Raw genomic sequence first — 13,623 nt, forward strand, 5'->3', positions numbered from 1 at the left:
GGACAGGGCGTTCCGCCGAGCCGGTACGTCCATCACGCGGGCTGAGGAGTGGATTCATGCCGAAGACATATCGCATCGCGGCGATCCCGGGCGATGGGATCGGCCGGGAGGTCGTGCCCGAGGGACTGAGGTCCCTGCGGGCCGCCGCCGAGGTCCACGGGTTCGAACTCGACGTGACGGAGTTCGACTTCGCCAGTGCCGACTACTGGCTGGCGCACGGCACGATGCTGCCTGAGAACTGGCGGGACGTACTCGGCGCCTTCGACGCGATCTTCTTCGGTGCGGTCGGCTGGCCCGAGGTGGTCCCGGACCACGTGTCGCTGTGGGGCAGTCTCCTGCAACTGCGGCGCGGCTTCGACCAGTACGTCAACCTGCGTCCGGTGCGGCTGCTGCGCGGCGTGCGCAGCCCCCTGCGCGACTACGAGCCCGGCGACATCGACTTCTACGTCGTCCGCGAGAACACCGAGGGCGAGTACTCCAGCATCGGTGGCCGGATCTTCGAGGGCACCGACCGCGAGACGGTGATGCAGGAGACCGTGATGACACGGACCGGCGTCGACCGGGTGCTGCGCTACGCCTTCGACCTCGCCTCCAGCCGCCCCCGCAGGCACCTGACCTGGGCGACGAAGAGCAACGGGATCTCGATCTCCATGCCGTACTGGGACGAGCGGGCCGCCGAGATGGCGGCGCGGTACCCCGAGGTGACCGCGGACAAGGACCACATCGACATCCTCACCGCCAAGTTCGTCCTGCGACCCGACCGTTACGACGTCGTCGTGGCCAGCAACCTCTTCGGCGACATCCTCTCGGACCTCGGACCCGCCTGCGCCGGCACGATCGGCATCGCCCCGAGCGCCAACATCAACCCCGACCGCAGCTTTCCCAGCCTGTTCGAGCCGGTTCACGGATCGGCCCCCGACATCGCCGGCCTCGGCATCGCCAACCCCGTCGGGCAGATATGGAGCGGCGCGATGATGCTCACGCACCTCGGCGAACACGAGGCGGCCGCCCGCGTGGTGGCCTCGATCGAGAGTGTTCTCGACGCCCGGCCCGGCGTGCTCACTCCCGACCTCGGAGGTACGGGCACCACGGTGGACCTCGGGAAGGCCATCGCCGACCAGATCGCGGCGGACGTGCCGGTGGACAACGCTGGGGGAACGGACGCCGGCGGCCCGGCCGGTCGCACGGCGGGTCACCCGGCCGAAGAGGAGACCGCAGCCCCATGATCAGGCCCGTCTCCGACCCGATCGGCCTCGAAGTGCGCTGGGACCGGCTCGCCGCCGCCACGGACGAGGCGGCCTCCACCATGCTCCGCACGGCCTTCTCGACGATCATCCGGGAGTCCACCCGTGCGACCGGCACTCTCCAGCCGGAAGACCCGGCACGGGTGCGGATCCGCCGCTCGGCGGAGATGCGTTACCTCGGCCAGGGCTTCGACATCGAGGTCGATCTTCCCGGGGAAGACCTGGGCCCGAACGCCGTCGGGCGGGTCCGGACCGCCTTCGGGGCCACGTAGGGCACCGTGCTCGGCAGGTCCCTCGACGGGGCCGTGGAGGTCGTGAACTGGCGGCTCTCGATGAGGCTCCCCGACCACGACCTGGCCACGGAGGGCCCGTACGCGCGAGGAGAGGACGTGAGCCGCGGTGTCCGCCCGGTCCACTTCCCCGGACACGGGCTGCTCGAAGCCACGGTCCGGAACCGCTACGAGCTCACGCCCGGGACCGAACTGGCCGGCCCGGCCGTCTTCGAGGAACGCGAGGCGTCCTGCGCTTCCGGGTCGGAATGCCGGATCAGGGTCACCGACGACCTGACCCTCGTCGTCGAGGTCGGCCAGTGATCCGCCCGAGAGCCGCGCGCAGCCGCCCGGTCGACCCGCTCGTGGCCGTGGAGGCGACGACGCGCCGCGGGGCGTGCGCGGGCTCCCCCAGCCCCTGGCCCTGACTGACCCGGCGGCCATGGGCTTCACCCACCTGAGCAGCTCGCTGAACAGGTGGCCTCCAGCCGTGCCGCGTTCGGGCGCGACGGCCCTCGACCCCCACCTGCCCGCACCACGATTCTGATCCAGCAGCCGCCGGCATGGTGGCGGCGTGAAGGGACGACCCTCATGACGACGATGTCGGCAGGGCAGCGCTCACGGACCCGGCGCATCACGTTCCTGGTCGCTCTCGCGGTCTTCGCACAGGAGTCGACCTGGAACTTCTACGAATCCCAGGTTCCCCCGCTGCTGCGGGAGCACCTCGGCAGCGCCGCTCTGGTCGGTCTGTTGATGGGCATGGACAACCTGCTGGGCATCTTCATCCAGCCGTGGATCGGGAACCGGTCGGACCGCACCAGGACGTCCTGGGGACGGCGCATGCCGTATCTGGTGGTCGGAATGCCGATCGCCGCCGCCCTGTTCGTCGTCATCCCGCACGCCGCGTCGTCGCTTCCCCTCCTGGTCGCGATCATGTTCGCGTACGCGCTCGTGGCCAACACCTTCAAACCGATCGCCGAGGCACTCGTTCCCGACTTCATCGGGCCCGAGGGACGCAGCCGGGCCAACGCCGCGGTCAAGATCGCCTCGAGTCTGACGGCCATCGTCGCCGCGGTCATCAGTATCTTCCTGGTCGACAACCATCTGGGTCTCGCGTTCGCGATCCCCGCGATCATCATGGTCCTCTCGATTGGGGTGCTCGCGGCCACCGTGCGCGACAATCGCTCCCCGGCCTATCGGGCCGTGGTGGCGGAAGGCCTTGAGCCGCGGCGTGGCGAGAGCAAGGAGCCACGGGTCCGGGACACCTTCGTCGAGATCGTCAAGGACACCGACCGCAGCCGGCTCCTGCTCCTCGTGGCGATCTTCCTCTTCGGCAGCGCATGGGCCGCGTCCCGGTCACTGATCACGCCGTACGGGATGGAAGCTCTCGACATGCCCCGGGGAGCCGCCGGCGGTCTCACCTTGCCCAGTGGAATCGCCTTCATCCTGGCGGCCTACCCGGCAGCGGTACTCGCCGAGCGCTATGGACGGCTTCGGGTCATGACAGTGGGCATGTCGGTCTTCGCCGCCGCCATGGTGCTGGGGACGCTTCTGCAGACCTCGACCGGGGCCACGGTGGCCCTGTGCCTGGCGGCAGCCGGTGCGGCCTGCTTCCTCGTCAACGCGGTGGTCGTCCTGTGGAACCTCGCCCCCTCGGCCCGGGTCTTCGGGACCTACGCCGGCATGTACACCGTCGGCTGGGCCGGTGGTGGCTTCCTGGGCCCCGCACTGGTGGGTGCGATGGTCGACGTCACCGGCTGGCCCCTGATGCTCCTCGACATCGCCGTCGTCGCCTCGCTGTCAATCGTCGTCGTCACCAGGATCAGCGCCCTGCAGCGCCGAACCGCCCCAGTCACCGCCGCGTAGCGAACCCGTCCCGCAGGCCGACACGAGCCGAGCGAAGGGCGCAGCCAGAGGAGAAACAGGTGTCCCGCATCCTGATCACCACCGACTACCTACATCCCGGCGACGAGGTCGATCACTACCTTCGCGCGCAGGGCCACACGACGGTCCACTCGCCGCCGGCCGGCCGCCGCGACCCGGAGCACCTTGCAGCCGCCCTCGACGGGATCGACGCGGCGCTCGTCGCGAACGAGCCCCTGACCGCCGAGGTCCTGTCCCGGGCACGCCGCCTGCGCGTCATCGTGCGCACCGGCGTGGGCCACGACTCCATCGACATCGCCGCCGCGGGCAAGCTCGGCATCACGGTCAGCAATCTGCCGGGGGTCAACGCCAACGCCGTGGCCGAGTACACCATCGGCCTGCTGCTGTCCGCGGCACGAGGACTGGTGCACAGCGCGATGGGAGTCCAGGCCGGTGCCTGGCCGAGGCATGACGGTCGTGAACTGCGTGGGGCCACGCTCGGCCTGCTGGGATACGGGGCAGCCGCGCGCGCCGTCGTGCCGCTGGCGCAGGCATTCGGAATGCGGGTGCTCTGCACGACCGGTGTGCCGGAGAGCCTGCGAACCGATCCGTCAGTGCGGTTCGTCGACCTCCCCGAGCTCCTGGCCACGGCCGACTACCTCTCGGTGCACACCGCGCTCACGGAGCGGACGCGAGGTCTCCTGGGTGGCTCCGCCTTCCGCCGGATGAAACCGACAGCGGTCCTGGTCAACACCGCGCGGGGAGCGATCGTCGACGAGCGGGCCCTCGCCGATGCCGTCCGCGACGGACAGATCGCCGCGGCAGCCCTCGACGTGGTGAGCGACGAGCCGCTCCCCGCCGACAGCCCCTTGCGGAACGTGGACGGGATCGTCGTCCACTCCCATCTCGCAGGGCAGACCGCCGAAGCCCGGGCGGACACCGGCCGCAAGGGCGCGGAGGAGTTGGTGGCCGCCCTCGCCGGGCGCCCCCGGTTCCTCGTGAACGCCCACCTGCTGCCCCAGACCCACACCGGCGAGGGAACCGGATGACGTTGCCCGTCGGCTGCCCCACACCGATCAGGAAGAGGAAACCATGCACAACGAACCGGACGACTCCGTCAAGGTCATGGCACCAACCGGCATGCTGGGAGCCGGATTTCCCGAGGCCACGATCGACCGAGGCCTGGAACTCGGTGCCGACGTGATCTCCGTCGACGGTGGGAGTACCGACTCCGGCCCCTACTACCTCGGCTCGTCACAGCCCAAGACCGCGCGCGCAGCGGTCGCCCGCGACCTGCGTGTGCTGCTGAGGGCCGCGGCACGTGCCGACATCCCGCTGATCGTGGGTTCGTGCGGCACCAGCGGCACCGACGACGGTGTCGACTGGGTTGCGGGCATCGTCACCGAGATCCTGGCGGACGAGGGACTGGATCTGCGGGTCGCCCGGATCTACAGCGAGCAGGACGCCGACGCACTCAAGGAGCGTCTGGACTCCGGCCACATTCATGCACTGCCTCCCCTGGGGGAGTTGCAGCCCGAGACGCTCGACAGCTGCACGCACATCGTGGGCATGATGGGACACGAGCCGATCGTCGCCGCGCTCGAGGCCGGGGCCCAGGTCGTACTGGCAGGCCGCGCCACCGACACGGCCGTCGCGGCCGCCTACCCCCTCATGAAGGGGATGCCGACCGGACCGACGTGGCACGCCTCCAAGATCGTCGAATGCGGCGGACAGTGCACCAGCAACCCACGTTCCGGTGGGGTGCTGGCCACCATCGACGCCGGCGGCTTCACCATCGAGCCGCTCGACCCGGCCGCGTCCTGCACACCGATCCTGGTCGCCGCCCACATGCTCTACGAGACCGCGAACCCCTTCCGGATGCGTGAGCCGGACGGCACCCTGGACGTCCGGGAAGCCGCCTACACGGCCCTCGACGACCGTACGGTGCGCGTCGAGGGCTCGCGGTTCCACGTCGCCGACCAGCACACCGTCAAGCTGGAGGGCGCGAGGATCACCGGTTACGAGACGATGTCGTTCACCGCCATCCGGGACCCTCACATCCTCGCGAACATCGAGGACTGGGCCGACCTTCTGCGTGTGATGGTCAGCCGGCGGGTGGAGCAGACACTCGGCCTGGGCGAGGACAAGTACGCCTTCGACGTACGCCTTTACGGCTACAACGCGGTCCTGAAGGACCGCGACCCGGCCCAGGGCCCACCCCGTGAGGTGGGAGTCATGCTGCTGGTCAATGCGCCGGACCAGGAGACGGCCACAGCCGTGGCGAAGGTCGCCAACCCGTTGATGCTGCATCTGCCGACAGCCGACATGGACTACCTGCCCAGCCTCGCCTTCGCCACGTCCCCGGCCGAGGTCGAGCGCGGGCCCGCGTACGAGTTCGTACTCCATCACGTCGTCGACAGCGTCACTCCCACCGACATGTTCCGCATCGAGATCGAGGAGACCGTGCACCATGGCTGAGACGGGCCCTACCACCCTCGGAGACCTGGCATTCGAGGTCCGCTCCAAGAACGCCGGGCCGTTCTGGGTCACCATGGAGTTGTTCATGCGTGACGCGGCCGGATACGGCATCGCGGCCGACGAGTCGTTCCTCAACGAGCGTACGGTCGCCGGGCTCTACGGAGTCGACGAGAGCGAGGTTCAGATGTTCCGTATCTCGTCGCTGAACGTCGTCAAGATCTCTTTCCCGCGTCCCGTCGGCCAGGCTTCGCTCCGTGACCGTGACATCCACTCCGGGCAACAGCATGTGCCGCTGGCCATGCTGCCCGTACCTGCGACCTGACAGCCGGCGACCCCTCGGAACGGCTGAAGCCCGCTGTTCGTCCGCCGTCGGTGTCCTTGCGCGGGCTCCGGCGGCGTACTGGTCAGCGCCGCAGCCGGTGATCCAGGAGGACCGTCAAGAACCCATCACGTTCAGCGGGGGGCACCCGTCAAGCGCGCCGAGAACAATCAGAGCCTCAAGCCACCGTTGACCTCAGTTGTGCCGCCGCGATGGAGACGGAACCCCATGACATGGGCCGGTCCACCCGACGACCGCTGTCGTCCGATGAAGAGAGGCCACACATGCAAACGGTGATTCTCGCCAGCGGCCCGACGCTCGTACGCGCAGCCGTGACGCAAGTCGTCGAGCGAAGCGGTGTCTTGACGGTGGTCGGGCAGGCTGCCGAGGGCGCCCAGCTCCGAGATTTGCTCAAGGCTGATGCGGGACCAGATGTCATTCTCCTCGACCGCGCCATCCGACCTCAGGGCATCTCCGAATCCTCGGAACTCGTCTCCGCCGCCTCTGCGGTCGCCCGCACCCTCGTCTTCGGCGCCCTCGATGCTCAGGAAGCGGACGTCTGTTTGAGGGCGGGTGCCACGGGGGTTCTCGCCCCCGACATCACAGCCGCACAACTCACCGGAGCGATGGAGACGGTGCTGCGCGGCGGTCTCGTCGTGGTCCTCGAAACCGCTCCCGCCGTCACGATGAACGCGCGACGAATCGTCAGCTCCAGAGCGGTTCCGCTGTTGTCCAGGCGAGAGCGTGAGATCCTCACCCTGCTGGCGAGCGGCCATGAAGGCTCCGCCGTCGCAGATGTCTTGAGTCTCAGTCCTCTCACTGTGAAGACGCACATAGCCAAGATGCTGACGAAGCTCGGCGTCCGTCACCGCGGTCAACTCATCACTTTCGCTTACGAGAACGGGATCGTCGTGCCAGGTGTGACGCCGGTGGATCCCTTCGTCGACCAATTGGCAGAGTCGTCCTAAGGACGCGCGAGACCGGAGCCACGGTCCCGTTCCTGGTACCGGCATCGGCTGAGTGAAAGGACTGTGGACGTGGACGCGAAAGACCGTAAAGACCCGCAGGTCCGGGCCCGCCTCGACCAGTACCTCAGCCTTGTCGGCCCTCAGGGGCTGAGTGGCATCGACAGCATCACGGCCCGACGCCGTAAACAGGCTGACTCGCCGCCCTCCGCCCGAGGGCTGCCGCCCACCACGACGTCGATGTCCGTGACTTCTCGATCCGGTCCGATACGTCCCCGCATTCAGCCGTTCAGGTGCGGGTCTGTCGTCCGGCAGGAAGCGCCGTGTCCGCACCGTGCATTTGTTACGTCCACGGTGGCGGGATGGTCACCGGCAGCGTCGACGGCAACGACGCGAAAGCGGCCGAGCTTGCCCGGGCAACCAACTGCGTCGTTGTCTCGGTCGAATACCGTCTCGCGCCCGACCACCCGTACCGTCTGCACGCTTGGAATACCCGTGCGAGCGAGGCCGTTGATCGCTCAGGCATCGCTCTGACGACGGAGCCGAAGAGTCACATCGAGAGAACGGAGCATCCAAGGTGGACGTCTTCATCATCGGCGTCACCGGCGGTATCGGAGGTCTGCTCGCGCAGAAACTGCGCTCGCGGGGAGACGCCGTCCACGGGCTCGTACGCCGAAAAGACCAGCAGGCTGAACTGGCAACGCGAGGAGTGAACGCACACGTCGGCGATCTCTCCAGCATGACGGCGGAACAGCTCGCGGCAGCATTCGGTGACGTCGACGTGATCGTCTTCAGCGCCGGATCGAACGGCGGCAGCACGGAGGTCACGGCGGCCATCGACGGCGATGGGGTCGCCAGAGCGATCAAGGCGGCACGCCTCGCCGGTGTGGAGCGCTTCGTGCTGGTGTCGGTGCTTCCGGAATCTTGGCGGGAACGCGACCTCGGCGAGGAGGTCGAGTACTACTTCGCCGTGAAGAAGCAGGCAGACGTCGCGCTCAGCCGCAGCGATCTGAACTGGCTGATCCTGCGTCCCTCACTCCTCCTCGACGGTCCGGGAACCGGCACCGTGTCCCTCGGGCCGGCAGAGCTCCACGGCCAGATCGCTCGCGACGACGTGGCCGCCACCCTCGCTGAACTGCTTCACGAGCCCGGGATCGGTCGGCAGATCCTGGAACTCAACACGGGGTCGACACCCATCGCAGAGGCGGTCCGAGCGAACGTGCGCTCTTGACTTGTCTTCCGCGAGGGCGCCCGCCGGATGCCGGCCGCAGCCTTGGAGGCCGAAGTCAACCAGTATGTAGCCGAGTCGGCGGCCGAGACCGACGAGCGGGCATGCCGGGTCTGGTGGTCCGCAACGACCACCACCGACCGCAGACTGTGGCCATGGCGGCCGGGCCGGTCGAGGTCACCGTGGTCAGGGTGAAGGACCGCCGCGTCGATGAGTCCGCCGGCGAGCGCAAGCGGTTCTCGTCCAACGTCCTGCCGCCCTGCTGCCGCAAGTCGCCGAAGGCCTCGGAGGCGCTGCCGCTGCCTGGTCCTGCGGTCCACCATGAGCCCTGTTTGAGGCCGTAGCGCGCGTCCAGGTCATAAGGCGAGGTCAGTCGCAGTCTGCTCGGCGGGAGATCCTCGCTCTCCCGCCGTTTCACCTCCCGCCCCGTCTCGGTGACCGTGCGCATGTAGTTCTGCAGCCACACCGCCCCGAGGACCTGCACCGTCGGGAGTTCCCGCAGCCACACCGGTGCGTCCGCGGCATGCGCCGCTTCCAAGAGCGCGAAGCCGTCCCGGCCGTAGGCCAGCGCCAGCTCGGTGCGCTGGGCCTGGGACGACGGCAGTTGCCAGGAGTTGATCCGCGGCCGGTACCGCTCTGTCCATTGTCGAATCGGCACCGCTTCGGCCAGCCAGTCGGGCACCGCGCATGCCAGGGACTCCAGCGCGGCGCGCAGGGTCTTCCCGGCCAGTTCCAGCCGGTTCAGGTCCCGCACCGCCGCCAGCACACGAGTGGAGTCGGTCCGCTGCCGCCCGCCCGCCTTCACCATGCCCTTGTCCTTCAACGCGGTCAGCAGCAGGTCCAGCGCCCGTTCCTCCAGGCCGTGTTCGACCAGGCGGGCTCGGAACTCGGACAGCACCGAGGCGTCGAACCCGGGATCGTCCAGCTCCATGCCCAGCGTGTACTTGACGTCCATCCCGGACCGCACGCGATGCGCCGCGGCCCGGTCGGTGAGGTTCGCGGCGAACTGCAGCACCGTCACCAGCGCCAACTGCCCCGGGGACCACCCCCGCCGCCCCCGCACCCCGAATGCCTGGGCGAACTCGGCGTCCGAGAACAGCTCACCGAGCTCGTCACGGACCCTCATCGCCAACGGATACGGGTTTCTCGCCGCCGCGGCCCTGGCTGCCCGCCCGGTCGCTTCCGGCACCTGCGGCCACGGCCGCGCCTGCATCGACACCCCACACCCCACCCTGCGGCCGATGGCGGAAGACGCGACCGCTACACAGAGCCAACGAGCATCACAACCGACCGGCAACGCAATTGGCTGGCAGGATGGGTGACACGGTTCCTACCGGCGCCCCGGGCTGGGTCACTCGGAACTGATGGCGGCAACATGGCATGCGTATGCGGGACGCTCGTCGCCACTCTTGCCGCGGACTGCATGGGGCCGCACGTACTGCGTCTTGATCCGGCCCGTGTGTACGCCTGCGCGGTCGACACGCCTGCGTAACCGGCAGGTCTGAACGGCTGGATGCCTCATGCGAATGCTATGCATCCGTCAGACGTCGAAGCGACGGCGGGCGGCCTCGATGTGACCGAGGTACTGGTGGGTCCAGCCGCACATTTCATCGACCGTGGCTCGCAGGGCTCGGCCCGGCTCGGTGAGGGTGTACTCGACCCGCGGCGGCACGGTGGGGTGCACCTTCCGCTCGACCAGGCCGTAGCGCTCCAGCATGCGCAGGTTCTGGGTGAGCATCTTGTGGCTGACGCCCTCGACCTCGTTGCGCAACTCGCTGAAGCGCAGGGTGCGCTCTCCGAGAGCCTCGATGATCAGGAACGCCCACTTGTTGGCGACGTCCGAGAAGATCTCTCGCGCCAGAGAGTCCGCGCGCCTCAGGTCCGCGTCTTCGGGCGAGCCCGTGTACTGCTTGGTCACCATCAGGTTCCCCAGTCACTGAAAAGTGCGTTCTTCCAGGTCAACGGCCACTCTCCTACAGTTTCCGAGTAACCACAAGAGAGCACGTGCGTCTTGGTTCCGCGGAAGCGAACCCGCGGGCTCTCATGGCAAGAAGGCAGGCAGCATGACCACCATCGACGTCTTCAACCACAACGTGCCGGCCGAGAGCGACTTCGGATACTCGCAGGCGATCAAGTCCGACGACCTGGTCCACGTCTCCGGACAGCTCTCGCTCGACGAGGCGGGCAACTTCCTCCATGCGGACGACTTCGCCGCCCAGCTCAAGCAGACCTACGCCAACTTCGACAAGGTCCTGAACCACTACGGCGCCACCCGCAACCAAATCATCTCGCAGACCCTGTATGTGGTGAACCTGCAGCAGAACGCCCGGGCGACGTCAGAAGGCAACCTGACGTACTTCGGCGACCACCGCCCGGTCAGCACAGTCCTCGGCGTCACTGAACTAACCTTCCCCGGCCAGGTCATCGAGACCAGCTTCATCATCGACACCAAGCTGACCGCCTGAGCCCGATCAGGTCCGGCAGGAGGTGATCACCGACGGTTCCCAGGGCGCTGCCGCCCTGGGAACCGTCGGTGGTGAAAACCTGTGCCTTCGCGCGCTTTACCAGCAACTGGGACTCCACCTCGAAGGACTTCAGCAGCAGCGCGGACGGCGGCGGCGCCTGCCGGAGCCGGGTCGCCCTCGACTTGTTCCGCATCCTCTTCATGTCGTCTTCGCACGGCATCCAGACCTCGTTTAGGTCTTCTGGCTCCCAGCCCCGCCTCACGCACTCGACCCTCGCCGCCCCTCCCCACCCCGCACCGCCCACTCCCCCACCGGATAGTCGCCCGCCCCCCGGCACCGTCTGGGCCGACCACACGCCTACCCGGGAACCCGGCCCACCGCCGGATGCACGACCGGAGAAAACGGAAGACGCGACCGCTACATGGAGCCGACGAGCATCACAACCGACCAGCAACGCAATTGGCCAGCAGGATCGGCCGTATGCGCAAACAAGCCGGAAGCCTCGGGGGAAGGCGTCCGACGGAAGGCCCGACGTCACGCCGGGGAGTATTCCTGTCCGGAACGCGTACGACGCGGGGCCATCGAGCCGACTGCCCAGAGATGCCTGGACGATGCGTGAAGTCACGGCGTTCGGTGCGGCGAAGGTGTACCGAACGGGTCAGACGATCCTGAGAGTGGTGCCGTTGTTCTCGAGCGCGGTGGTCTCGTCGGCGGGTGCAGTGGTGTCGGTGACAAGGGTGTGCACCAGGGTGGAGGGCCCGACGCAGGCGTGGGTCGTGCGGCCGAGTTTGCTGCCGTCGGCGGCGGCGATGATGCGGCGCGCTGAGGAGATGACCGCCTTTTTCACCGCTGCCTCGTCAAGGTCGTAGGCAGTCATGCCGTCGCCGACGGTCAAGCCGCAGCAGCCCAGGACGGCGGTGTCGAAGCGCAGCGCCGACAGGGAGGCGAGGGCGAGGGGTCCGGTGAGGGCTCCCTCGCCGGCGCGGGGCCGGCCCCCGGGGACCAACAGTGAGGTCGGTTCGGGGGCGTCACTGAGGATGTGAATCGCCTGTAGTGACAGGGGCATCACGGTGACGTGCCGTCCGTGCAGCAGGCGTGCGACTTCCAGACAGGTCGTGCCGCTGTCGAGCAGGACGGTTTCGCCGTCGGTGATGAGTGAGACCACCTCCGCCGCGATCCGGCGCTTGGCATCGATGGCTTCGTGGGCGCGCAGCGCGAAGGGAGGTTCGTCTCCTCGCAGGAGGAGGGTTCGCGCGCCGCCCCGAAACCGTTCGAGGACGCCTTGCGCGGCCAAGTGGTCCAGATCACGACGGATGGTCATCTCCGAGGCACCCGCCAGGCACGCGAGTTCGGCGACTGTGGCCGTTCCTGCCTCCTGGACGGCCTGGATGATCAGTCGGTGACGTTCCACGGTGCTCATACCGTGATTCAACACGAACCCGCTTCGAACAGCAAAGATGGTTGAGACGCCTTGTTTCGAACAGGTCAGTTGTTCGTTATGGTGTCCGCATGGAAAGAACTCTGCGCGCATCTCGCGTCGTGACATTTGTCTATTTCGTACTCAATGGCATGTTGCTGGGTATGTGGGTCGTGCAGATTCCGGCCATCGAGGAACGCGTGGGCATCAGCCATGCGGCCCTGGGCGGGTTCCTTGTGCTGTTGGGGGCCGGGGCCTTCGTCGGCATGCAGGTCGGCGGGCGGCTGTCCGACCGGCTCGGTACACGCACCGTCGTTCCCGTGGCCGGAGTGCTGTGCAGCGCGACCCTGGTACTGCCCGGTCTCGCCCAGGAACCGTGGGCCCTCGGGGCAGCCCTACTGCTCTTCGGATTCGGGAACGGCACCCTCGATGTCAGCATGAACGCGCATGCCGTGCAGGTGGAGAGGGCGTACGAGCGGCCTGTCATGTCGGCCTTCCACGCCACGTTCTCCGTCGGCGGTGTCCTGGCAGCGCTCGCCGGTGCCGCGGCCATCGGCATCGGCTGGGACCCGGCCACGACGTTGGGCACCGCCGCAGGCATCGGCGTCATCATCGCTCTGGTGTCAGCTCGTGGTCTTCTGCCCACCGGGTCGCCCGCCCCCGTACCCGATGCGGAGGGCGAGCCTGAGATGCAGAAACGCGCTGTTCCCACCCGGATCTGGCTCCTGGCCGTCCTGGCTCTGCTGGTCATGCTGTGTGAGGGAGCCGCCAACGACTGGAGCGTCCTGCACCTCAAGACCGCCTTGGACGCGCCGGAGAGCACCGCCGCTTTCGCCTATGGGACCTACGCGGCCACCATGACCGTCGGCAGGCTCCTGGCGGACCGGATATCCGCGCGGTTCGGGCCGGTCGCCGTCCTGAGGTACGGCGCGGCCCTGGCCGCCGTCGGCATCACGGTCGTGGCCCTCTCGCCCTGGATCTGGGCGGCGCTGACCGGCTGGGCGCTGTTCGGGCTGGGCCTGTCCGGCTGCATCCCGCAACTGTTCAGCGCCGCCGGACACGCCGACCCCACAGCCGCGGGCACCAACGTCTCCCGAGTCGCCGGACTCGGCTACATCGGCATGCTCGCGGGCCCCGCCGTGATCGCCTGGATGACCCAACTCATGGCCCTCAATCACACCTTCCTGCTGCTCACCCTGTTCTGCGCGACCGGCGCCGTTGCGGCCGGCATCCTGCGCCCCTCTCCAGACCGGCCGCACACCGCCGAGCTGACCTCCTGACCGCCTGCGGGCGCGGCCTGACCAGGTGCGCCGCGCATTCGGCGAAGGTGGGAGCGGCTTTGGAGCCCCGTGTGGCCGGGTACATGCGCGGACCA

At 68.3% G+C, this 13,623-nt stretch carries 14 protein-coding genes and 1 pseudogene; 12 read left to right on the plus strand and 3 right to left on the minus strand.

The window, feature by feature from the left end:
* Window positions 1–56: 56 nt before the first annotated feature.
* The 10 genes and pseudogenes from ACFWJX_RS36715 (at window position 57) to ACFWJX_RS36760 (ending at window position 8,369) form a co-directional block, all read left to right on the plus strand.
* Entirely contained in the window at window positions 57–1,226 is a 1,170-nt protein-coding gene (locus ACFWJX_RS36715; protein ID WP_383250821.1) for a tartrate dehydrogenase, read from the plus strand.
* Window positions 1,223–1,516: a hypothetical protein gene (locus ACFWJX_RS36720; protein WP_383250823.1), complete on the plus strand. Its 294-nt coding sequence runs from the start codon at window positions 1,223–1,225 to the stop codon at window positions 1,514–1,516. Before ACFWJX_RS36715 ends, ACFWJX_RS36720 begins: the two co-directional genes overlap by 4 nt.
* 6 nt (window positions 1,517–1,522) lie before the next feature.
* On the plus strand, window positions 1,523–1,837 hold the full coding sequence (locus ACFWJX_RS36725) for a hypothetical protein (RefSeq protein WP_383250824.1): 315 nt from the start codon (window positions 1,523–1,525) through the stop codon (window positions 1,835–1,837).
* Window positions 1,838–2,104: 267 nt separating this feature from the next.
* Window positions 2,105–3,379: an MFS transporter gene (locus ACFWJX_RS36730; RefSeq protein WP_383250826.1), complete on the plus strand. Its 1,275-nt coding sequence runs from the start codon at window positions 2,105–2,107 to the stop codon at window positions 3,377–3,379.
* A gap of 59 nt (window positions 3,380–3,438) precedes the next feature.
* On the plus strand, window positions 3,439–4,425 hold the full coding sequence (locus ACFWJX_RS36735) for a phosphoglycerate dehydrogenase (RefSeq protein ID WP_383250828.1): 987 nt from the start codon (window positions 3,439–3,441) through the stop codon (window positions 4,423–4,425).
* A 43-nt stretch (window positions 4,426–4,468) separates the two neighbouring features.
* Complete coding sequence (locus tag ACFWJX_RS36740) at window positions 4,469–5,854, plus strand: acyclic terpene utilization AtuA family protein (protein WP_383250830.1); 1,386 nt, start codon at window positions 4,469–4,471, stop codon at window positions 5,852–5,854.
* A complete protein-coding gene (locus ACFWJX_RS36745; protein ID WP_383250832.1) occupies window positions 5,847–6,176 on the plus strand; it encodes a DUF4387 domain-containing protein in 330 nt (109 codons plus the stop codon). Before ACFWJX_RS36740 ends, ACFWJX_RS36745 begins: the two co-directional genes overlap by 8 nt.
* 281 nt (window positions 6,177–6,457) lie before the next feature.
* Window positions 6,458–7,141, plus strand: a complete 684-nt coding sequence (locus ACFWJX_RS36750) for a LuxR C-terminal-related transcriptional regulator (RefSeq protein ID WP_383250834.1) — start codon at window positions 6,458–6,460, stop codon at window positions 7,139–7,141.
* A 320-nt stretch (window positions 7,142–7,461) separates the two neighbouring features.
* Window positions 7,462–7,602, plus strand: a pseudogene (locus ACFWJX_RS36755) (alpha/beta hydrolase); the annotation flags it as partial.
* A 113-nt stretch (window positions 7,603–7,715) separates the two neighbouring features.
* A complete protein-coding gene (locus ACFWJX_RS36760) occupies window positions 7,716–8,369 on the plus strand; it encodes an NAD(P)H-binding protein (protein WP_383250836.1) in 654 nt (217 codons plus the stop codon).
* A 55-nt stretch (window positions 8,370–8,424) separates the two neighbouring features.
* Here the strand turns inward: ACFWJX_RS36760 and ACFWJX_RS36765 are convergent, their stop codons facing one another.
* Window positions 8,425–9,492 carry a transposase gene (locus tag ACFWJX_RS36765; RefSeq protein ID WP_383250838.1) on the minus strand — a complete coding sequence of 356 codons (1,068 nt, stop codon included), beginning with the start codon at window positions 9,490–9,492 and terminating at the stop codon, window positions 8,425–8,427.
* A 414-nt stretch (window positions 9,493–9,906) separates the two neighbouring features.
* Window positions 9,907–10,287 (minus strand): winged helix-turn-helix transcriptional regulator, encoded by a 381-nt coding sequence (locus ACFWJX_RS36770; protein ID WP_383250840.1) that lies wholly within the window; start codon window positions 10,285–10,287, stop codon window positions 9,907–9,909.
* 142 nt (window positions 10,288–10,429) lie between these two features.
* Here ACFWJX_RS36770 and ACFWJX_RS36775 point away from each other — a divergent pair, with 142 nt between their 5' ends.
* Complete coding sequence (locus ACFWJX_RS36775; protein ID WP_383250842.1) at window positions 10,430–10,831, plus strand: RidA family protein; 402 nt, start codon at window positions 10,430–10,432, stop codon at window positions 10,829–10,831.
* A gap of 658 nt (window positions 10,832–11,489) precedes the next feature.
* On the opposite strand, the gene ACFWJX_RS36780 is transcribed toward ACFWJX_RS36775, so the two are convergent.
* Complete coding sequence (locus tag ACFWJX_RS36780; RefSeq protein ID WP_383250975.1) at window positions 11,490–12,251, minus strand: DeoR/GlpR family DNA-binding transcription regulator; 762 nt, start codon at window positions 12,249–12,251, stop codon at window positions 11,490–11,492.
* 89 nt (window positions 12,252–12,340) lie between these two features.
* Here ACFWJX_RS36780 and ACFWJX_RS36785 point away from each other — a divergent pair, with 89 nt between their 5' ends.
* Window positions 12,341–13,528 (plus strand): MFS transporter, encoded by a 1,188-nt coding sequence (locus ACFWJX_RS36785; protein WP_383250844.1) that lies wholly within the window; start codon window positions 12,341–12,343, stop codon window positions 13,526–13,528.
* The last annotated feature ends 95 nt before the right edge of the window (window positions 13,529–13,623 follow it).

Origin of the sequence: Streptomyces sp. NPDC058335 (genome assembly GCF_042723915.1) — a bacterium.
Lineage (GTDB): Bacteria > Actinomycetota > Actinomycetes > Streptomycetales > Streptomycetaceae > Streptomyces.